Source organism: Methylovulum sp., from assembly GCF_028687615.1.
Lineage (GTDB): Bacteria > Pseudomonadota > Gammaproteobacteria > Methylococcales > Methylomonadaceae > Methylovulum.
Genome location: NZ_JAQTZU010000029.1, coordinates 1 through 19,324 on the forward strand (window position 1 = coordinate 1; position 19,324 = coordinate 19,324).

Consider the following 19,324-nt stretch of genomic DNA (forward strand, 5'->3'; position numbering starts at 1 on the left):
TGAATACGGTTTGATAACTTGTTGAATCACTTAATAAATCCCACTGGCGGGTCTTAACCACGTTGTATTGTTGGGCATCAAAGCCGCCCATCATCCCATTGCCAACATTTTGCGCGGGGGTTTGTATACCGCGGCCCACCACATCCCTATAGCCGCCTGAAAAAAGCCCATTAATAAACGCAATGCCGGACACCGCATCCAGCAATGATGTAAAGTTTTGCGGCTCAAATAGACTCGCAATACCCGTGACACTAAACAGATCGCCTACATCCAATTTAGGTGTCCTTCCGATATTCATCCCAGTATTTGATGTATCTAACCCACCCGCCTGGAACAACGTGGTGATAGTGCCCTGCAAAGCCGCTTGCAAATCGCCAATCCCATTATTGATACCGCGCAATTCGGCATATTCGCTGGCATGGATGTCTTCCAGCGTCTTCACGACATTGCCGATAGATTCAGACGACTTGCCGGCATCGCCTAACACGGTGCCTGTATCCGGCGATGATTTGGGCGGCGCCGCAATACTGCTTGCCGCCCCCGATGAGGCATAACCCAGTCCGGCCATGAGCGCCACCATATGCGTCTTACGGGTTGGATTGTTATATCCAAGGCGGCCCGGACCCCAAACCGAAGAGTCAAAATCAATAAAACGCCCAAATACCCCAAACTGGCAACCAAACCTAAACCGCCGATAATTTCAAGCGCATCATTTAATATCGGTGACATTTATACCCCCCCCTGCTGCTGCACACGATCCCCATAAACATCCCCCAGCGCGTCAATCTCATCATCAATCGCGGCCATGGTTTGCGCCGACACGTCATTGCCCAGCAACACCTTGGCCGTGCGTTTTTTCATGGCCCTGTCAAACTCAGGCCCCATGCCCATAGATAAAGAATCTATTGCAACGGCAACCGCCTGCGCCAAGTCGGTCAGGTTGAAATCATTGGCGTAGCTGATGTTGTCCGTAGTGCTGGCATGGCCCATCCAAGCATTAACTAGGGCGTTAATCTCCGTCTCCGCCGTTTCCGCATTTTCAGCCGCCGTCCTCAGCGAGGAATTGCACTCCTGAAAATGAAACGCCGTCGCCACGCCCGACTGCTGCACGCCGCCGACAAACTCTAAATTGGCGACCCGGTAAATATCGGCCACCACTGCCTTTATCCGCTCCATATAATGGGCGGTAGGCTCTGAGGGCGGGGCGATGTAATCCGGCTTGCCGCCCCCGGTGGGGTTATAGGTCAGGCCGTTATCGGTACCGATGGTCAAATCCTTCAGGCGTTCGCGCTCGGCGTCGTCCACACAAGGCATGGCCAGAATGGCAAAGGTTTGGCTACGCTCCAAATCCCTCAGCTCAGAGCGCAAGTTGTATAACTCCCAATTCAACACCGCCAAATCATACGCCCAGGTGTCGCTGTAGCTGTCCGTGGGGTTAAGCGGCTTGGCGATATGCAGCCGCACCACCGGGACGCTCCCTAAGCTGTACTCGCCTTGGTCAATCACGGTGCGGCCTTCGGCGTCTTGGCTTACCTTCCAGCCCGTTTGGGTAAAGGTGCGGAATTGGGTTTCGCCATTGACCGCTTCGCTAAACGTCACACTTTGCCACACGCCCGCGCTGTCCTTGCTTTCCGCCACCAACTGGCCTTTCAGGCGCAAGGCCAAAAACGGCAAGGTCTGGTTGGCGCGGCTTGCGCCCGTTGATTTTGGGCGGTCAACAATAATGTAAACCGTCCCTAAAATCATCGCCAGCCGCTGGTAATTTGCCAGCACACCATCGAGCTTGCCGCCCGCGCCATCGGCGTTTTTCATAAACGCGGCATAAGCGCCGCCCACTTCGCGGTTGGGCGGTTGCCGCCACAAAAACCCCATGCACACGTCAATGATCTTGCGGACAAAATTAGGGTACACGGCGGCGGCAATCCGGCGTTGGTGCTTGTCGTCGCCTTCGCGCGGGTGCTTGACCAAATACGCGCCCGTCACATAGCCGCCTTTGCCGCTGTAGCTGTCGAGCAAGAATTGATCGGTGGTTTTATAGTCGCTAGAATTAATGGCCATAACTAAAGGAATTTAAAGTGCATGGGCGTATAGGTTTTGTTTTGGCCGGACAACGCCAACATCCACAACATTTGCAAACAGTCGGGGCCGTCGTCATGATCGGCTTTGGGGAAGTGGCGCAATTGCTCAATCAAGGTGTGCTGGCTGCTCTGCAAACGGATCAGGCCGTTGACCATGTGCGGCTGCAAAGACTCAATCCGCAACAGCTTGTCGGTATGCGGCAAAATTGCCCTGGCAGGTACAGGGATGCCCCGCGCCGCCGACCGCTTGACCAATTCGGAGCGCAAAAACTCTTGGAACTGCACGGTCTCAATCCCCCACACTTGGCATCGGTATTGCCGCTCAAACTCAATAATGTCCTCAATAATGCGGTCGGGCAGGCGTTTTTTGATGGCGGCCTCAATCACGTCCAGAATGCCTGTCTGGCGGTTAAAGCCACCCACTAAAATGGCCGACGGGTCACGCGACGCGCCTTGCTTACCAAGCGACGGGTCACACGCCCCATAAAATACCCAGTCAGCCAAGCGGTTAACCCAAAACGTGATGCACTGGGCAAACGGCGCATCATCGTCAGATAAGGGGTCGTTCTGCAATTCCGAATCAAACGCGGCATGACCATCCCGCGCCCTTAATTTCATCAAGGCACACAGCGGCCGTCCGGCAGGCCACGAAACAACAGCGCCCGCCAACATCGCCGCTTCGTTTTGGCTATACAGCAACATTGCCGCTTCTTCGCCTGCATTTAAAAGCCGCTCTTCCCATCTATCCCATAACTCCATATTGTCTGGCCACTGGATAACCGCCTTAAACTTGCGGGATTTCCACAGCGGGTTTTTCAGCAGCCGGTTCAGCACCGAGTCATAATGTAAGATCGTGCCAATCACAATCACATCAAATTTTTCGCCCGCGCCGCCCAGTTTCAGCACGGCCTTGGTCAGCCAGCTTTGCAGCTTGTCGCGTTGTTCGGGCGTCCTGACGTTCTCGTCATTTTCTAAATCATCGCCGATAAACAAATCAGGGCGATAAGGGCCATGACGGCGGCCACGAATACGCTTACCACTGCCCACCGCTTCAATTTTGACGTTATTGGCGGTAACGACTACGCCCGTCTGCCAAACCTTGCCGCGCCCCATCACGTCAGGAAAATCCGTCTTTAAACGGGGATTAAATTCCAGTTCCGCTTTAATGGCTTCCAGCATGATCGCGGCTTGGTCAAACGCATCCATGCCTATCATCGGGTACTTTTTGCGCCCCGTTATCACGCACCACAACACAAACAACTGGCTAGTAATCGTTGATTTAGCCTCGCCACGCGGTGCGGCAATCGCATCGGTTTCCGCTTGGCTGGAGTCCGCTATCTCCGGCAGCCGCCGGTACAGATAATCATGCAGCACCGAATTGGCTTTGGTGAGGTAATGCGGGAAATACGTCCGGCAAAAGAACTCAAAACTGGCGTGGGCTTGGGTTTTACGGGTGGCGACATCAGCAGGATCGACACTAAACCCGTCCAGGTCGGTGTCTATCCGTTCTTTAAACGATTCTGCCAGATCGCCAATGCTGGCTAAGAATGCAAGCTTCGCGGCTTTACCCATTTACGCCCCTGGGGATTGCTCGCCACCCGTCAAAAAGGCGGCAAACGGCTTTAGGATTTCGGCAAATGTCTTTTTGTAATGCGGAAATTGTCGTTCAATAAACTCACCCAGCTCGGTCAATAATGCCAACCGCCCCGACAAAACAGCCTCTTCTAATTGCTGTTTATATTTCTGGCTGGCAATATCCATCCTGCCCAAATCGGCTAACGCACGGACTATCTTGGTGGTGGTATCGGATATTTTATGGACATCATCACCCGCCGTTTCGGCTTGTTTTAAACCCGTGCTAAGTTTAAGCAGGCGGGTTTGCATCACCCTAACGGTCGCTTCCCGCACCACGCCCTCGGCATCTTCTCCTTGCGCCACGGCTTGCCGGGCAATGTGCAGCATCTGGTTGGCTTCCGCCATTTCGGCGTTAAAGTCGGCCTCAAAATCCTGCCCATAGCGGTTAGTCGCCATCACGGATACGCGGGTATCTAAGCCCCGTTTTTCAAGCTCTTCATTCAGCCACTCCGTCAGGGCGGCATAATCGCTAAAGCCCCGCGCCACCAGTTCGGCATTCAGGGCTTGGCGCAAATCCGCCGGGACGGCGGTTTTAATCTTGGATCGGCGTGACATTAGCCCGCCCTAGAGGGTCGCCGCACACCTTTTAACGTCGCTTGCCCCCGCGCCAACTCTTCCCCCGTCACCGTCAGCAAGGCGATATGCACACCGTCTTTGTCGCGGTCCACTATGGCCTCGGCGTTTTCTTCCAGCCAGGCCAGCTCAAGGTGTAACTGGGCGCGGCCCAGTGTGTAGCCGTTGTTTTGCAACATCGTGAGCAATGACTCTTGGTGCAGCTGTTGTCCGCTGGCCTTATCCAATGCCTGCAAAATCAGCAGGCGGCAATGGTCTCTGTCATAGTTCATTTGCTTTCCTGTTTAATAAAGACGCTTAACATGCCTTGCACGACACCTAATTGCTGGCTGAGTGTTTGTAATGTCCCGTTCATCGGTTGTAAATTGGCGGATATTTCATCCAATCGGCCTTGCACGGGCCCCAACTTGGCGGCGATTTCATCCACCCGCTTATGCACGGCAATCAAATCTTGGTCATTCACGGCGTTTTTAATGTCCGACTCCATCGACGCCACCCGTTCCGCCAAGTCGGCCTTATCTTCCAGCAATTTGACAATTTTGGCGTTCAGGTCGCTTTTGACGGCATTCAGGTCATCGGTCTTGACCTTGTGTCGGTTACTGACCGCCACATAAAACGTCAGCAGAAAATTGGCCGCGAAAAACGCAATTTGCCAAAAGTTAAAGTCAAAATTCATCATTAACCATCCGTTTAGTGGCTAACTCTTCCGCCCGCTTGCATTCAATACACAGCTTTACACCCGCCAAAGCAACGCGGCGCGGTTCAGGGATTTCATTGCCGCACGCTTCGCAAAATTCGAGTGATCCGCCTGTCAATGCGGCATGGTGCCGCCGGTGCCGCAACAACGCCAGCTCGGTGACGCGCTCCACTTCCAGCTGCCCTCGCTCGTCTTCGGTCATGCTAGCGGCCTATTTTTTCAATCTTGTGGCCTATGCCCACCAAGCCCAACCCGTACAGCACAAACTGCACCCCCACATCCGGCGTATGCCAGTCCATGGCCATGCCAATAAAGCCATAAAAGATTGCCGCAACAGCGGTCAGCCACGTTTTCCAACCCGTCATTTCATGCCCTCCAAAAATAGGCGGTTTTCCGCCTTGCGCCGCGCCACCAACCCGTTTAAAATAATTTTGCCCTTGCCCGGCACGGTCGCATACGTCCAGCGCAAGATTTCATTCGCAGCCCCCGGCAGATCCCCCGCATTGAGCTTTTTTAACAACGTGCTGCTGGCAAAATTGGCCTCGCCAATGTTGTAAACCAGCGACACTAGCGCGTCAAACTGGTTTTGGCTCAGGCCAACCTTGACTAGCCGCCGGACAACCCCCTCAAACCGCCCCGCGTCTTGGCGCAACAAGGCGTTGGCAAAGTCCAAGCTGATCGGCGCCCGAAAATTGTCCGCCGCCTGCTTCACATGCCCAAAGCCAATCGTGTTCTTGCCCGCCGGGCACAAATACCAGTTATTCACAAACCGCTCAAAGCCTTTGATCAGCTCAAGGCCACGCGGGGATACGCTCAAATCTCGGTTGGGTAACGCCATCAATAACGCCTCGTTGCTGTGTGGATAAGGGTAATCGCCGTGCCGCGTAGGCTACGGCGTTTGTCGAAATGGTCTTGCACATAAAACGCCACCCGCTCTTTAAAATCGCCGGGAACGTTAGCCAGCGCGGCACGACGTTCTTCAGCCGTTTTCAGGTCGATAATCTCAGCGGCGTAGTGGCGGGGGCCTAAATAGCGGCGGGGGCGTTTTTGCATGTGCCACAGGATAAACGGCAGGGCAAAAAAAAGCCCCGTGGAAACGTTTCCACAGGGCTTTAAGGGGTTTAAAAACGGGTTTTAACTGGCTGATTTTAAGTCGCTTTGGCGGCCTGCGTCAAGGCTTGCAGGGCTTCGTCCTGGTGGCGGTTCAGCACCGATAGCAAGGTCGCCAAATCACCGCCGTTGACCAAATTCAGGTCGTTATGGCACAGCAACAACGCTTCCAGCACCGTGTAGCAGGTCTGCACCTCGTGCAGGCGGTCGAGGGCGTCAACCGCGGCGATCATTGGGCGCCGCCTTGGCCGTCCGCCGAGGCATTGCGTATCACAAAATAAACCGAGGTGTCGCTACGTCCGGTCTGTTCAACAATTTCACCACGGCTCAACCCCAACCCATGCAGACGCAAAATTTCGGCTTTTTCGTCGGCGGTTAAAGGGGTATTGGGATTACGTTGGGGTTTGACTAATCGGCCTTCCAGCGTGGCAATCTTGAAGCGGTACAGCTCAAGCAGTTCGGCTTGCATACTGTCATGCTTGGCTTGTAGCTCGGTGTAATCGCGTAGCGGAACATTCGTCGGCGGCTGGACGGCGACCAAGGCATCAAAAGTGCGGATAACGTGCATGGTGAAAGCCGCGCTGACCCACATCGCATAGGCATAAACCAATTCCTTGACAACAAGGACACCTTGCTGGTTACCGCCATTAACCACGTTAACTGGTTGATTTTGTTACAGAGCACGATTTTGTGCTCTGGTGATTTCTTCAACAAGTTCGATGGTTTGCTGGCTTCTAAGCCAAAGGCTAGGGCGGTGTTTGTTTTGGTTGCCTGATGCCTTGTGAAAATCATTCAGGCAAAAACGGCCTACGCCGTCTTGCTTGATGGCGACATCAGAAATAATAAGGGCTAATGAATTCATAATGATTACCTGTAAAAGTGAATACTCAAACCGCCACCTGTGGTATTGGGTGACAGACTGACATGGGATACCACTACCGGAAGGTAACCGCACCGGCCCGCACAAGGCGGCCCATGCCAGCCCGTCAAAACAAAACGGCAGGCACAAAAAAAGCGCGTTCCGCGCTTGGCGGTTACAGATTCGGCGGGGTGGTATTCCCGGCACTGTGTTTTGCAGTGCAGAGAAAGCATAAACCTCGCCGTGCGCTTTTGTCAAATCAACCGCTATACTTTGTATTTTGCGGAGACTGACTATGATTAAAAACTTATTGCTGATTTCGTTGCTGTCGGTGCCAGTGCTGGCGGTTGCGGACATTTACAGATACAAAGATGCCGATGGCCGAACTTACTACACGCCAGAGCCTAAGGAAGGCTATGAAAGAATTATTAAAAGTAAGCCAGAACTCCCTAAAAAAGGTCACTCCGTTGTTAAAAAAACAACACCAAAACCTACCCAAAAACACCAGGCCATCGTCCCAAACAAGCCAGTTGCCGAGCCAGTTCACACCCCAACCCCAATTGAAAAATTCAAGGGTGATAGTTTTTTTGCCTTCCACATGTGCAGCGTAAGCCACCAAATTTTTTTATTGACGGGCAAAAAAACGGACTACGAGAAATTTTCGGCTTACCTTGACGAAGGGCGGCGAAAAACCAAGTTGTCTTATCAAGCAGCCGTCGCCAGCACCACCAATCAAGCGGTCAAGTCGGCGTTAAAAGAATTCCACGTTAAAACACTATCGGCACTGTCAACAATTCACGCAGGGTTTGACGAGCGTAAAATCAGTTATGAGGCTCGGCAGCAGGCTATCAGCGACGGACTCACCGAAGCAGGGGCGCGGATTGATGTTGAATTAGAACTAGCCCCAGAGCCACAATGTATTACGCTAGCAGGACAGAACATTTGCCCATAATTTTTTTATTTTATCGTTCCCACGCTCCGGCGTGGGAATGCAGGGGCAGACGCTCCAGCGTCCCGCCACGCCGGAGCGTGACAATCGGCATTCCAACGCAGAGCGTGGGAACGATGCCATTTTTGCTTATGGACACTAAACAATGCACATAAGCAAATCTGAACTGTCAAGGAATACTGGACAGTTGAAAAAAGGCGGTGGTAACGAAACGGATCGCCGATGTGTTTGGCGTGGCTTCTCGCCAACACCACTTTGCTGTGGATGTCGGCAGGCAAAGCCGAAACCAAGAACCATTTTTTCGGGTGACGGCTACGGGTTTTTTCGGTGATGAATTCCCAGCCATCTCGGTCAGCGATTTTCTGCACCATCCTACTAGTCTTCCCAACCACCGCCGCGATAGCCTCGGCATCAACATAATCATCCTTATTTATTTCGCTCATACTGCAACCCTAGCCGATTGAGATAAATAACCTTCAAACCACATGCCCCTTAAATCCTCGTCCGCCCCACCTTCGGCATAAGGGCAAAACACAACACCATCTGAATACGCCTTACTGCCCTCACAGAAGGCTTCGGCATTCCGCGCCCCAAAAAATGATCCAAGAAGATAACTCTCGCTACGGCCTTTAAAATAGCTTTCCCATAAGCGGTAATACTCTTGGCAACCTTTATAGCTACTAATCGCTTCCCCCTTAAAAAATGCCTCAGAGCCGTCTACATAACCGGCATTAAACTCAGACTTATCTATCATTTTTCCTCCAACAGCTTCTTAATCGCCATCTCTTGGCGGCGAATTTCAGTTTTAAAATGTTCCAGCTTGCCCAATTGCGCCTCCAACGCCTCCCTGCCGATCATCAGCCGCGCCCCGCGTAAATCCGCCAGCCACGCCGTAACCGCATGGGTCTCCAAGGCCACCTCCAGAGCGGGCAAATACTCCAAAGGAAACCGCCAACCATCGCGGCTTTCCGCCGTCCAACTGTCCAGCTGGTGTTTGGTCACATCATGCCCCAATAACTCGCTCATCCTCGCCGCAACTTGATGGCGGGATAACACACTGGTTTTGAGTTGTTGGCTAAGCAAGCCACGCAACTGCGCCCCCACATCCAAAGCCCCCGCGATAGGGTCACGCGCCACCGGCACGGCGACCAAATCGAACAGATCAGTTGTCAATCCGTCACGCCGCTTCATGGTGATTTTCAGCGCCGCTATTGCCATTGACACGGCGGCTTCTTCGCGTAGACTCTATAGCCCTGAACCCCTGTAACTTACGGCTGCCATCCAGGTTATAACGGCTAGGCCAAATGGTTTTCGGGTGGATGCCCAACACCTCCGCAATACGCTGTTCGGCACTGGGGAAGCTGTACCGCATCGCCTTGGAAAAAGTTTGCCCGCTTTTTAGGTTGTACTTTTCACCCAGCTTTTCGAGGGTGTAACCCGCTTTGTGCAGAGCCGCGACAATATCGGCCGGGTGCCAGTCTTGCGCGACAAGCCCGGCCTTTTTTGGTTTTTTTTCTTTCATACTTCCTGCTACGTGTTTGCTTGCTAAGGTGATATACAGGATAGGATGAAATCTAATCCTTGTCAACGTAGCAGACAGATAAAATTTCATTTCTCAACTGACGAAATTTAGTTACTTTATGAATCCTTTTTTATTTATATTTATCAATTACTTGGAATTTATAAGTGCTCTTATCATTTCGCAACCGGAGTTCGCAACCGGAAGGCTTGGGTTGCGAAATGAAAATAAGTGACCGACTAAAAGAATTAAGAATGAAATTAAATCTAAGTCAGCCAGAAGCTGCATTGAAATTTAATCTCCCCCTTGGATCATGGAAGAGTTATGAAAAAGGCCCTAGCAAGCCTGGCTCAGATGCGATGTATAACTTGGCGGACGGTGGAGTTAACGTCCATTGGCTGCTAACAGGCGAAGGCAACATGCTGCTTCAACCCGCTTTGCCTTCCTTGGTCACAGCCAAGGAGCTTTACAGGGAACCAGTAGGCAGTGATTACCAAGGGTTGTTGGCACGGGGGGCAATGGCTGAAGAATCCAGCGAGGCATGGCAGGATTTTGCCTTGATCCCGTATTTTGACGTGGAGCTGTCCATGGGAGGCGGTTCGTTGATAGATCAAGAACTTATCACGTCCCACATGGCGTTTAGGAGGGATTGGCTACAGCAGAGAGGGTTAAAAGCGGCTAATTTGTTGCTGGCTAAAGGACGCGGCGACAGTATGGAAAAGACCATCTACCACGGTGATTTATTGTTGATAGACCACACCATCAACACCATCATTGATGATTCGATTTATGTGTTAATGCTGGGTGCTCATACGGTGGTAAAGCGCGTCCAACAGTTTTTCGACGGCTCGCTGTCAATCATCAGCGACAATGACATTTACCCCAAGCAAACTATCCCCCCAGAAAAAGCCCAAGAGCTAAAAGTAGTAGGCCGAGTCAAATGGTACGCCCACGAAATTTAAACGCCAAAGGCAAAAAAAAACGGTTATTTAAACGAAAATTAAACGTTTAAATAACCGCTATTTTTTATCGCAAACCAAGTGTTAAAAAACACCCAAAACCGCCAAAATCCATTTTTATCGCAAACTCAAACAAAAACTTAAAAATTACCTTAAGTACCTGTTTTCTATAACGCTATATACCGATTCATAACACATCATAACTATCGCAAACCATCTGCTCCCTCACATCCTGGGGGATTGTTTTTGGGGGCGATAGCACTTTAGATGCGGCAAAAGACGAAATTTCGAAAGCCAGAAAAGCCGGGTTCGACAACAGCAAACTCTTTCTGCGCCAGGGTTATTTTCGAAGCGTTGTACTATTCGAATCCAGAGGAAAGGCATTGGCAAAAATCGGCGATGTTCAAAAACTTCGTTCTGACGCCTATATTGTAAACATTGAAAAATGGTGTCCAGTAAAAGCAGTCAACAATGATGCGTACCAAGAATGTAATGGCTCTTGATCGATTGAAAAATCACGCTCTCAAGGAGAAAACTAAATGTTAATTATCAAAAAGTTATTTAATAACCTAATCAAATATATTGGATTTTTCTTGTTTTTGTCAGCGCATGTATTTGCAAAAAATGTGTCCACCACCACACCGGCAACCCCGGCCTATCAAAAAGCAAACGACTCCAATATTATTGAGCGGGCAAAAAAAATTACGGCAGAACAGCTAGACGTAAAATTAACCGGAATGACCGGAAAAGAACGTTTTCTGGAGGATTTGGGTGCTGACTCACTAGACCTGATGGAATTAATAATGGCTTACGAAGAAGAGTTTGATATTGAAATTTCAGACGACGATGCCAACAAGATGAAAACGGTTAATGATTTGGTCACCTATTTGAAGAAGCATAAACCTTAGTTAAATTTCTCCGGCACAAAACCGAAGCGATTTAACGTCATTAATTGATTGTTGCTAAAACAATTCCCTTATACAATCGTTTTAAACGACTGTTGAATGTTTTCACTTATCTTAATTGTTTCATAAATTCTTGCCTTAGTTTTATCGGAGACCGCGCAAGAATTTATGGGAAAATTAATATATATCCGAAACCGCCCAAGATTTACCAATTAACCACTTATTGCAAATCATGCTCAAAATATCCGCCCAGTATGCACTCAGAGAGATGGCGGTGCAGTTTTTTATACAAGCTAATATCAATCGAGCGTCCTGAAGCAATAACCTAATGTTTAAATATTCCCGTTCCATCATAGACCGCCTGCTTGCTGAGGCTATCAGTGACCAAGCTACTATACAGGCGAGTGACCCAGATATTGCAACTCTTTCCTTGACGGCATCCAGCCAATTTAAATCAGCCGCAAATCCCTTATGAACCATATCGCCTTGAAAATGTTAATGGGGGACAAAGGGAAATACCTGGGCATCATCATGGGGTTGACCTTTGCCTCCTTGATCATGACCCAACAACCGGCTATTTTTGTCGGCTTGATGGCGCGTTCCTACAGTTTTATTTCCGATGTCGGTTTGCCGGACATTTGGGTCATGGATCCCAAGGTGCAGTTCATCGACGACATCAAACCGATGCAGGAAACCGAGCTGTACCGTGTGCGCGGCATTTCCGGTGTCGAATGGGCGACACCATTATATAAAGGTATGTTGAAAGCACGCCTGACCGACGGGACATTCCAAACTTGCAATGTCATCGGTCTCGACGATACGACGCTGGTTGGTGGGCCAGCGGTGATGCTGGAAGGCAAACTCAGCGATTTACGCCGCAGTGACGGGGTGATTGTCGATATCGATGGCGCGAAAGACAAGCTGGGCAAGCCTGCAAGCATTCCGGGCGGGAAAAGTACACCGCTGAAAATCGGTGACAGCCTGGAATTGAATGACCGCCGGGCCATTGTCGTGGGCATAGCCAAAGTCACGCGCACCTTCCAATCCCAACCCGTGGTTTATACCACTTATTCCCGTGCCAAGGCTTACGCGCCCCAAGAACGGCGGATGTTGTCGTTTGTGCTGGTGAAAGCGAAACCAGGCCAAAATATGGATGAACTGATCAAGCGCATAGAAACCACTACGGGTCTGGCGGCTTACACCCAGGAAGGCTTTAAGCAGTTGACCTACACATATTTTCTAAAAAACACCGGCATCCCGATTAACTTCGGTATAACGATTGCGTTAGGTTTTATTGTCGGCACAGCCATTGCCGGACAAACTTTTTACAACTTCACGCTGGAAAACCTGCGCCAATTTGGCGTGTTAAAGGCAATGGGCGCCAGTAACGGCACGTTGTTACGCATGATCTTGCTGCAAGCCGTGCTGGTGGGCGGTATTGGTTATGGCCTGGGAGTCGGCATCGCCGCGTTGTTCGGTTTTCTGATGCGCCACACCATCCTGGCCTTCAAGATGCCTTGGCAATTACTGGTGTTCAGTGGTACGGGAGTCGCCCTGATTTGTGTCATGGTCGCGCTCATTAGCATTTTAAAAGTCATTCGGTTGGAACCCGCCATTGTTTTTAAGAGCTAAGGTATGACTGTAAAACCCATCGCCATCCGCTGCCAGAATATCACCAAAATTTACGACACGGGCGACCAACAGGTGACCGCGCTGAATGGCGTTAATATGGATATTCTTATGGGCGAACTGATGATGCTGGTCGGGCCATCAGGTTGCGGCAAGACCACCTTAATCTCAATTATTGCGGGCATTCTCGACCAAACATCCGGGGACTGTAAATTATTCGGCGAAAATTTGCTGACGCTGCACAGTAAAGACAAATTGCAGTTTCGAGCGGAAAATATCGGCTTTGTATTCCAGGCTTACAATTTGCTGCCGTCATTGAATGCGGCTGAAAATGTTTCGGTGCCGCTGATTATCAACGGTGTCAAACGTGCCGTAGCCGAACGCAAGGCGGCGGACATGCTGGAAAAAGTCGGCCTGGGGGCAAGGACAAAATCCTTACCGGCGGAATTGTCCGGCGGGCAACAGCAACGGGTGGCCATAGCCCGCGCGTTGATACACAGCCCCAGATTAATCGTTTGCGACGAACCCACCAGCGCGCTCGACCATGAAAGCGGGCATAATATTATGCACTTGATGAAAGAAGTGGCTTTAGACCAACAGCGTGTGCTGGTCATTGTGACCCATGATGCGCGGATTTTTAATTTTGCCGACCGCATAGCCGAAATGGATGATGGGCATATCGTCAAAGTGGTAAATTCTGCGGCGGAATTGAAATAATTCCTAAAAACCGCAGCTAGTCCACGAAAAGCACGAATACCCTCTAGGGCACAAGAGACACGAAAAAATTCAGAATGTTGTGTTGATCTAACCATTCACCCTTTGGGTGATGGTCTACAGTTCGGTATCTCTTTGAAAATTTTCGTGTTTTTCGTGTTTTTTGTGGATGAAATAATTTTTCTAGGTAATTATTTAACTGTCGTTACACAGATATTTTCTGCGGTTTAAAAATACACATAATGAGTCGCTAAGGCGACGCTTAATTTTTAGCCACATCCTAAAGCCGGAACGAGGCGACAAATCCCGTCCTGCCCTGGCAACAATTAAAAACAAAAGCACCACATTATCACCAAGAGGCGATATGAAAATCAGACACATACTGCCGGTGCTTGCCAGTGCCGGGTTTATTTTTGCGACTTACACCGTGATCAACGGCAGCCAACCCATGCCGGTTGCCGCCGCTGTTGTCGAACCGGCGTCGGCTCCGTTCAAGGCGTTTATCGCCGGTTCCGGCATTATCGAAGCCCAAAGCCAAAACATCGCCATCGGTACGCCCTTATCAGGCATTGTCAGCACTGTCTTGGTCAGCGTCGGTGAGAAAATCAAGTCGGGTGCGCCATTGTTTTTTTTAGATAACCGCGAATCCAGATCAGCCCTGGAAATTAAAACTGCCGATTTAAGCAAAGCACTGGCTGAAGTCAATGTCGCGCAAGCCAATCTTAACGAAAGCCTGTCACTAAACCAATTAGCCGAAGCCATCACCGATAAACGGGCTATCAGCGGCGAAGAACTGCTGAAACGGCGCAATGCCGTGTTGACCGCCAAAGCCCGTTTGGAAAGTGCCAAAGCTGCCGTGGAGCAAGCCGAGGCCAGCCTCGGTGAAGTTGAAACCACCCTGGAACGCTTGGTGGTCCGCGCCCCGGTTGATAGTGAAGTCTTGCAGGTCAATCTGCGCCCTGGTGAATTTGCCCAGGCCGGAACTAGCAACACCCCTTTGCTATTGCTAGGCGATCTTGACCAACTGCATGTGCGTGTCGATATTGATGAAAATGATGCCTGGCGTTTTGATAAAAACAGCAAAGCCGTGGCTTATTTACGCGGTAACCGGGATTTTAAATTTGATTTGCAACTGGCCTATATTGAACCGTTTGTCGTCCCTAAAAAATCCCTGACCGGTGACAGCACCGAGCGCGTGGACACGCGCGTGTTGCAGGCTTTGTATAGTTTTAACCAGGGCCAGCGACCGATTTATGTCGGCCAGCAAATGGATGTGTTTATCGAAGCGCAAGAGTTTGCCACTGACAACGGCAACAGCAATCCGCCGCAAACCGGGGGTTAATGTCCATGATCCAACGCCCCTCGGCCTTGTTAATCAGTTTGTTGGTATCCGGCTGCACAGCCGTCGGGCCTGATTATCGGGCACCTACCATCGCTGTGCCCAAGCAATGGCAGGGTTCAAACAGTAAACCCTCCCCAATCGCCAAGGCAACTGATACTTGGTGGCAAACTTTCAACGACCCCCAACTGGATCGACTCATAAACGAAGCGATAGCCGCCAATCTGGATTTAAAAAAAGCACTGGTGCGTATCAAAGATGTCCGCGCCCAACGGACGGGAATATTCGCATCCGCGTTACCTAGCTTATCCGCCAAAAGCAGCATCAGCCGCAGATTGAACAACACATCAGGTGGATCGTCGCAAACCGCAGGAGGTGGCTTTGGGGTCGGCGATCAACTGATCGATATTTTCCAGTCCGGTTTTGACGCGCAATGGGAATTGGATTTTTTCGGCGGCGTCCGCCGGGCTGCGGAAGCGGCTGATGCCACGGTTGATAGCGAAATCGAAAACAGCCGTGCCGTGCTGGTGACTTTACTGGCTGAAATCGCCAAAAATTATCTGGACTTACGCGCCAACCAACAATTATTGGCAATCACTCAAAACAATCTTAAAATCCAGCAAGACACGCTGGATTTGACAAAAATCAGGCAAGAATCCGGGCTTGCCAATAGCCTGGAAGTGACACAAGCGCAAGCGCAACTGGCGACGACCCAGGCCGAATTGCCCAATTACGAAACCCAGATCCAACAAAGCAGTCACGCCATCAGCTTGTTATTGGGGTTGCAACCTGCCGCATTGACGGCAAGGCTGGAATCCCCCTCCCCCATCCCCAGTGTCGCCGCCACGGTCATCCCCGAACTACCGTCAGAATTATTAAAACGCCGCCCCGATATTCGCCGCGCCGAACGCTTGCTGGCGGTGGCTACCGCCAATATCGGCGTTGCCAAATCTGAACTATACCCCAAATTGAATTTGTCAGCATTTTTAGGCTTACAAAACCTGAGCGTCAAAGAGGCCACGCCCATCGGCAAATCCTGGTCAACCGCAGCGTCGCTATCCATGCCGATTTTCAACTGGGGCAACCTGCAAGCCAATGTCAAAAGCAAACAGGCTTTATCGGAAGATGCCAAATTGACTTATGAAGCGACGGTTTTAACCGCTTTTAAAGAAGTCGAAGACGCGCTGGTTGCCTACAGCAAAGAACAACAACGCCATAAAGCCCTGGCGCAGGCCGTCGCCGCCAACCAGTTAGCCGTGCAACTCGCGGATGAACGTTATCAAAAAGGCTTGACCGCATTTATTGACGTGCTTAACAGCCAACAATCGCTGTACCAAACCCAAAGCAAACTGACCGACAGCACGATGAAGGTGTCCAGTCATTTAGTCGCACTCTATAAAGCCTTGGGCGGCGGCTGGCAAACACAAAACCCAATCAACACCTGCACGGACTGCAAAAACAACTGGGCTGAAAGTATCCACCAAGAAACCAAGGCTTTATTGTATAAAAAACCCTATTAACCCAGCCGCTTTCAATACATTGTCCACATCTCACGCCCCACAAACCCAGCCCCGATGGCCGATCAGCACGATACTGCGTAATCTGCTGTTACTGTTTTTACTGGCGTCCATCGGCCTATGCGCCCTGCTCCGCTGGCTACCGCCACCAACTTCGGTGTTTATGCTTTACCGGCACGGTGAAGATTTATTCAAGCACGGCTCGTTCCAGACGATAGATTACCGCTGGGTCAGCAACGATGAGATTGCCCCGGCGGCGGGCTTGGCGGCGGTTGCCGCCGAAGACCAGCAGTTCCCAAGGCATAACGGCTTTGACATCGAGTCCATCCAGTCCTCGCTGACCGTTTATAGCCACGGCGGCAAGCTGCGCGGGGCCAGCACTATATCCCAACAAGTCGCCAAAAATTTATTCCTGACCCCATCAAAGAACTTCGTCCGCAAAGGTCTGGAAGTTTGGTTCACGCTGGTTTTGGAGATGCTCTGGGATAAAGAAAGGATTTTGGAAGTGTATCTGAACATCGCCGAATTCGGCAACCATCTGTTCGGCATCGAAGCCGCCAGCCAACGTTATTTTGGCATTCCGGCGAAAAAACTAAGCCGCTCCCAAGCCGCCCTGCTTGCCGCCACTTTACCCAACCCCATCAAACTTAAAGCAGCCAAACCGTCCGCTTATCTGATCAAACGCCAGCAATGGATATTGAGGCAAATGCAAAATTTAGGGGAATTGCCTTAAAAAGTTGTTTACTGTGCGCTCATTTGCCGCGCAATCCAATGCAAGGTTTGTTTTGAGGCGTGTAGAATAATCTTCGATGTTAAATTACTTATCTAAGCCATCAACACGAAAGCCAGCGCAGGAGCGATTCTGAACAATCTAACTAAAAACACTTTCGCCGAGCATTTGCTGCAATTCATGCCGGTTGCGGCGTTTGTTTTGGATGCCCGGCATCAAGTCATTATCTGGAACAGCGCCTGCGAACAATTGACGGGCTTAAAAGCCGGTGACATGATCGGCAACAGCCAGCATTGGCGCGGCTTTTACACGGAGCATCGCCCTTGCCTTGCCGATCTGCTGCTAGACCGCCCGCTAGGCAAGTTATCCGGCTTTTACGAAAAAGCCAGCGATTTTGACGCCGGCTCCCGCACCCTGCATACCGAAAACTGGTGTCCTATGCCGGATGGCCGCAGGCTGTACCTAGTGATTGACGCCGCCGCCATCACCGACGACAACGGCGAGGTGGTGGCCGTGGTCGAAACCCAACGCGACCGCACCGAACAAAGGTTGATGATGCAAGCGTTGGCAGAAAGCGAACAACGCTTTGCCGCGATACTCGGCTCGGCGATGGATGCCATTATCGCCATCGACCAACAGCAGCGCATCAGCCTATTCAACGCAGCCTCCGAGCGCATCTTCCGTTGCGCCGCCGACCTTGCCATCGACCAACCCGTGGAGCGGTTCATCGCACCGGCTTGCCGCAGCTTGTTCAACCGTTTCCTGTCATTTGAAGACCACGCAGCAAAAACGCCGACGTGGGTGCCGGAAGGCTTGGCCGCCCGCCGCGCCGATGGCGAAGAATTCGCTATTGAAGTCACGTTCTCGCCCCTGGACACCGGTGGGCAACGGCTGTACACGATGATCCTGCGCGATGTCAACGACCGCCGCCAAGCTGAACAACAACTTGACCGCCTACAACTGGAAAAAGGCTATTTGCAGGAGGTGATCGACTACGAACACAATTTTGGTGAAATCGTCAGCGGCTCCAAAGAAATGCGCGCGGTCTTCGAACAAGCCCGCATGGTCGCCCGCACCGACACGCCGGTATTGTTGCTTGGTGAAACCGGCACGGGCAAGGAATTGCTGGCGCGCGGCATCCATGAACTAAGCGACCGCAGCAAAGCCATCCTGGTCAAAGTCAATTGCGCGGCCTTGCCCGGCGAATTGATAGAAAGCGAATTGTTCGGGCATGAAAAAGGCGCGTTCACCGGTGCCACCCAGCAACGCAAAGGCCGGTTTGAACTCGCCAACGGCGGCAGCCTGCTGCTGGACGAGCTGGGCGAACTGCCCCCGGCGGCGCAAGCCAAGCTGCTGCGCGTCTTGCAGGAGCAGGAGTTCGAGCGGGTGGGCGGTAGCGAGACCTTGAAAGTGGATGTGCGCGTGATCGCCGCCACCAACCGCAACCTCGCCGATGACGTCGCGCAGGGACGGTTCCGGGCGGATTTGTATTATCGCCTGAACGTGTTCCCCATCGAAGTGCCCGCCCTACGCGAACGGCAAACCGACATCCCGTTGCTGGCGAGATATTTCCTGGCTAAATACGCGCAAAAATTCGGCAAGCGCATAGCCCAAATCGACCCCGCCGCCATGCAGCAACTGCTGAACTACCCCTGGCCGGGCAATGTGCGGGAATTGCAAAACGTCATTGAACGGGCGGTGATACTGTCACAGGGGGCAATCTTGCATATTGGCTCGCTGATAAACCTACACGTTGATTCCACAGCAAAAACCAACCGCTTGGGTACGTTGGAAGAGGTTGAGCGTAGCCATATCTTGCAGACGCTGGAGGAAACCGGTTGGGTCATTTCGGGTGCCAAGGGGGCGGCAGCCATATTGGGTATGAACCCTAACACCTTGCGGTCGCGGATGCAGAAGTTGGGGATGGTTAAAGGTTAATGTGGTTGCGTTATATCTCGCTGGACAAAGGATATAAAAGCATCAATTACGAACGATACCCTAGATTCTTATGTAATAAAGTATCTATGGGTTGCATAGGCTATTGCATTACGTTAATAAGAAATATCTTACCCATAAGTTTTTACTGTAACATCGACACATTTGTTAAAATC

24 protein-coding genes and 1 pseudogene are annotated in these 19,324 nt (G+C 51.2%); 9 read left to right on the plus strand and 16 right to left on the minus strand.

The features are described 5' to 3' along the window. The 12 genes and pseudogenes from PHH59_RS14360 to PHH59_RS16975 all read right to left on the minus strand — a co-directional run. A partial coding sequence (locus tag PHH59_RS14360) for a hypothetical protein (protein ID WP_300017604.1) occupies window positions 1–580 on the minus strand: 580 nt, incomplete at its 3' end. Window positions 581–729: 149 nt separating this feature from the next. After that, window positions 730–2,058: a hypothetical protein gene (locus PHH59_RS14365; protein ID WP_300017607.1), complete on the minus strand. Its 1,329-nt coding sequence runs from the start codon at window positions 2,056–2,058 to the stop codon at window positions 730–732. 2 nt (window positions 2,059–2,060) lie between these two features. Next, a complete protein-coding gene (terL, locus tag PHH59_RS14370) occupies window positions 2,061–3,650 on the minus strand; it encodes a phage terminase large subunit (RefSeq protein ID WP_300017610.1) in 1,590 nt (529 codons plus the stop codon). Further along, a complete protein-coding gene (locus PHH59_RS14375) occupies window positions 3,651–4,268 on the minus strand; it encodes a phage protein Gp27 family protein (RefSeq protein ID WP_300017613.1) in 618 nt (205 codons plus the stop codon). It abuts the gene before it with no gap. Continuing rightward, a complete protein-coding gene (locus PHH59_RS14380) occupies window positions 4,268–4,558 on the minus strand; it encodes a hypothetical protein (protein ID WP_300017616.1) in 291 nt (96 codons plus the stop codon). The genes PHH59_RS14375 and PHH59_RS14380 overlap by 1 nt, the downstream gene beginning before the upstream one ends. Continuing rightward, entirely contained in the window at window positions 4,555–4,962 is a 408-nt protein-coding gene (locus PHH59_RS14385; RefSeq protein WP_300017619.1) for a hypothetical protein, read from the minus strand. Before PHH59_RS14385 ends, PHH59_RS14380 begins: the two co-directional genes overlap by 4 nt. After that, the gene (locus tag PHH59_RS14390; protein ID WP_300017622.1) at window positions 4,952–5,185 is read right to left on the minus strand and encodes a TraR/DksA C4-type zinc finger protein; all 234 of its coding nucleotides are present in this window, start codon (window positions 5,183–5,185) and stop codon (window positions 4,952–4,954) included. Before PHH59_RS14390 ends, PHH59_RS14385 begins: the two co-directional genes overlap by 11 nt. A gap of 1 nt (window position 5,186) precedes the next feature. Then, a complete protein-coding gene (locus PHH59_RS14395; RefSeq protein ID WP_300017625.1) occupies window positions 5,187–5,348 on the minus strand; it encodes a hypothetical protein in 162 nt (53 codons plus the stop codon). Continuing rightward, on the minus strand, window positions 5,345–5,821 hold the full coding sequence (locus PHH59_RS14400; protein WP_300017628.1) for a lysozyme: 477 nt from the start codon (window positions 5,819–5,821) through the stop codon (window positions 5,345–5,347). The genes PHH59_RS14395 and PHH59_RS14400 overlap by 4 nt, the downstream gene beginning before the upstream one ends. Continuing rightward, entirely contained in the window at window positions 5,821–6,036 is a 216-nt protein-coding gene (locus tag PHH59_RS14405) for a hypothetical protein (protein WP_300017631.1), read from the minus strand. Before PHH59_RS14405 ends, PHH59_RS14400 begins: the two co-directional genes overlap by 1 nt. Window positions 6,037–6,131: 95 nt before the next feature. Continuing rightward, window positions 6,132–6,326, minus strand: coding sequence for a hypothetical protein (locus PHH59_RS14410; protein WP_300017634.1), 195 nt, complete (start codon window positions 6,324–6,326; stop codon window positions 6,132–6,134). Next, a pseudogene (locus tag PHH59_RS16975) lies at window positions 6,323–7,309 on the minus strand (KilA-N domain-containing protein). Before PHH59_RS16975 ends, PHH59_RS14410 begins: the two are co-directional and overlap by 4 nt. Between PHH59_RS16975 and PHH59_RS14420 the strand changes: the two are divergent. Beyond that, complete coding sequence (locus tag PHH59_RS14420; RefSeq protein ID WP_300017636.1) at window positions 7,248–7,904, plus strand: DUF4124 domain-containing protein; 657 nt, start codon at window positions 7,248–7,250, stop codon at window positions 7,902–7,904. The pseudogene PHH59_RS16975 and the gene PHH59_RS14420 sit on opposite strands and share 62 nt — an antisense overlap. A gap of 5 nt (window positions 7,905–7,909) precedes the next feature. Here the strand turns inward: PHH59_RS14420 and PHH59_RS14425 are convergent, their stop codons facing one another. The 4 genes from PHH59_RS14425 to PHH59_RS14440 are packed head-to-tail and all read right to left on the minus strand — an operon-like array spanning window position 7,910 to window position 9,423. Continuing rightward, window positions 7,910–8,344 carry a hypothetical protein gene (locus tag PHH59_RS14425; protein WP_300017639.1) on the minus strand — a complete coding sequence of 145 codons (435 nt, stop codon included), beginning with the start codon at window positions 8,342–8,344 and terminating at the stop codon, window positions 7,910–7,912. Further along, complete coding sequence (locus PHH59_RS14430; protein ID WP_300017641.1) at window positions 8,341–8,655, minus strand: hypothetical protein; 315 nt, start codon at window positions 8,653–8,655, stop codon at window positions 8,341–8,343. Before PHH59_RS14430 ends, PHH59_RS14425 begins: the two co-directional genes overlap by 4 nt. Beyond that, complete coding sequence (locus tag PHH59_RS14435; RefSeq protein ID WP_300017644.1) at window positions 8,652–9,125, minus strand: hypothetical protein; 474 nt, start codon at window positions 9,123–9,125, stop codon at window positions 8,652–8,654. The genes PHH59_RS14430 and PHH59_RS14435 overlap by 4 nt, the downstream gene beginning before the upstream one ends. Then, window positions 9,079–9,423 carry a helix-turn-helix domain-containing protein gene (locus PHH59_RS14440; RefSeq protein WP_300017647.1) on the minus strand — a complete coding sequence of 115 codons (345 nt, stop codon included), beginning with the start codon at window positions 9,421–9,423 and terminating at the stop codon, window positions 9,079–9,081. Before PHH59_RS14440 ends, PHH59_RS14435 begins: the two co-directional genes overlap by 47 nt. Before the next feature lie 251 nt (window positions 9,424–9,674). On the opposite strand from PHH59_RS14440, the gene PHH59_RS14445 reads away from it, so the two are divergent. From PHH59_RS14445 to PHH59_RS14480, 8 genes are all read left to right on the plus strand, one after another. Then, entirely contained in the window at window positions 9,675–10,382 is a 708-nt protein-coding gene (locus tag PHH59_RS14445; protein WP_300017650.1) for a LexA family transcriptional regulator, read from the plus strand. A gap of 623 nt (window positions 10,383–11,005) precedes the next feature. Then, a complete protein-coding gene (gene acpP / locus PHH59_RS14450) occupies window positions 11,006–11,287 on the plus strand; it encodes an acyl carrier protein (protein WP_300017702.1) in 282 nt (93 codons plus the stop codon). Window positions 11,288–11,755: 468 nt separating this feature from the next. After that, window positions 11,756–12,916, plus strand: coding sequence for an ABC transporter permease (locus PHH59_RS14455; RefSeq protein ID WP_300017654.1), 1,161 nt, complete (start codon window positions 11,756–11,758; stop codon window positions 12,914–12,916). Between the two features lie 3 nt (window positions 12,917–12,919). Continuing rightward, a complete protein-coding gene (locus PHH59_RS14460; protein WP_300017657.1) occupies window positions 12,920–13,630 on the plus strand; it encodes an ABC transporter ATP-binding protein in 711 nt (236 codons plus the stop codon). Between the two features lie 361 nt (window positions 13,631–13,991). Next, a complete protein-coding gene (locus PHH59_RS14465; RefSeq protein ID WP_300017660.1) occupies window positions 13,992–14,969 on the plus strand; it encodes an efflux RND transporter periplasmic adaptor subunit in 978 nt (325 codons plus the stop codon). Window positions 14,970–14,974: 5 nt separating this feature from the next. Then, entirely contained in the window at window positions 14,975–16,486 is a 1,512-nt protein-coding gene (locus PHH59_RS14470; protein ID WP_300017663.1) for an efflux transporter outer membrane subunit, read from the plus strand. A 19-nt stretch (window positions 16,487–16,505) separates the two neighbouring features. Next, entirely contained in the window at window positions 16,506–17,216 is a 711-nt protein-coding gene (gene mtgA, locus PHH59_RS14475) for a monofunctional biosynthetic peptidoglycan transglycosylase (RefSeq protein WP_366145474.1), read from the plus strand. 165 nt (window positions 17,217–17,381) lie between these two features. Then, a complete protein-coding gene (locus PHH59_RS14480; protein ID WP_300017666.1) occupies window positions 17,382–19,151 on the plus strand; it encodes a sigma 54-interacting transcriptional regulator in 1,770 nt (589 codons plus the stop codon). Window positions 19,152–19,324 lie beyond the last annotated feature (173 nt).

What these genes read in the sequence shown, in the direction of transcription:
- PHH59_RS14420 (WP_300017636.1), top strand. Translation starts at nt 7,248, where the DNA reads ATGATTAAAAACTTATTGCTGATTTCGTTGCTGTCGGTGCCAGTGCTG.
- PHH59_RS14380 (WP_300017616.1), bottom strand. Translation starts at nt 4,558, where the DNA reads ATGAACTATGACAGAGACCATTGCCGCCTGCTGATTTTGCAGGCATTG.
- PHH59_RS14405 (WP_300017631.1), bottom strand. Translation starts at nt 6,036, where the DNA reads ATGCAAAAACGCCCCCGCCGCTATTTAGGCCCCCGCCACTACGCCGCT.
- PHH59_RS14455 (WP_300017654.1), top strand. Translation starts at nt 11,756, where the DNA reads ATGAACCATATCGCCTTGAAAATGTTAATGGGGGACAAAGGGAAATAC.
- PHH59_RS14365 (WP_300017607.1), bottom strand. Translation starts at nt 2,058, where the DNA reads ATGGCCATTAATTCTAGCGACTATAAAACCACCGATCAATTCTTGCTC.
- PHH59_RS14375 (WP_300017613.1), bottom strand. Translation starts at nt 4,268, where the DNA reads ATGTCACGCCGATCCAAGATTAAAACCGCCGTCCCGGCGGATTTGCGC.
- PHH59_RS14425 (WP_300017639.1), bottom strand. Translation starts at nt 8,344, where the DNA reads ATGAGCGAAATAAATAAGGATGATTATGTTGATGCCGAGGCTATCGCG.
- PHH59_RS14410 (WP_300017634.1), bottom strand. Translation starts at nt 6,326, where the DNA reads ATGATCGCCGCGGTTGACGCCCTCGACCGCCTGCACGAGGTGCAGACC.
- PHH59_RS14460 (WP_300017657.1), top strand. Translation starts at nt 12,920, where the DNA reads ATGACTGTAAAACCCATCGCCATCCGCTGCCAGAATATCACCAAAATT.
- terL (WP_300017610.1), bottom strand. Translation starts at nt 3,650, where the DNA reads ATGGGTAAAGCCGCGAAGCTTGCATTCTTAGCCAGCATTGGCGATCTG.
- PHH59_RS14445 (WP_300017650.1), top strand. Translation starts at nt 9,675, where the DNA reads ATGAAATTAAATCTAAGTCAGCCAGAAGCTGCATTGAAATTTAATCTC.
- PHH59_RS14385 (WP_300017619.1), bottom strand. Translation starts at nt 4,962, where the DNA reads ATGAATTTTGACTTTAACTTTTGGCAAATTGCGTTTTTCGCGGCCAAT.
- PHH59_RS14470 (WP_300017663.1), top strand. Translation starts at nt 14,975, where the DNA reads ATGATCCAACGCCCCTCGGCCTTGTTAATCAGTTTGTTGGTATCCGGC.
- PHH59_RS14430 (WP_300017641.1), bottom strand. Translation starts at nt 8,655, where the DNA reads ATGATAGATAAGTCTGAGTTTAATGCCGGTTATGTAGACGGCTCTGAG.
- PHH59_RS14395 (WP_300017625.1), bottom strand. Translation starts at nt 5,348, where the DNA reads ATGACGGGTTGGAAAACGTGGCTGACCGCTGTTGCGGCAATCTTTTAT.
- PHH59_RS14390 (WP_300017622.1), bottom strand. Translation starts at nt 5,185, where the DNA reads ATGACCGAAGACGAGCGAGGGCAGCTGGAAGTGGAGCGCGTCACCGAG.
- PHH59_RS14440 (WP_300017647.1), bottom strand. Translation starts at nt 9,423, where the DNA reads ATGAAAGAAAAAAAACCAAAAAAGGCCGGGCTTGTCGCGCAAGACTGG.
- PHH59_RS14400 (WP_300017628.1), bottom strand. Translation starts at nt 5,821, where the DNA reads ATGGCGTTACCCAACCGAGATTTGAGCGTATCCCCGCGTGGCCTTGAG.
- PHH59_RS14465 (WP_300017660.1), top strand. Translation starts at nt 13,992, where the DNA reads ATGAAAATCAGACACATACTGCCGGTGCTTGCCAGTGCCGGGTTTATT.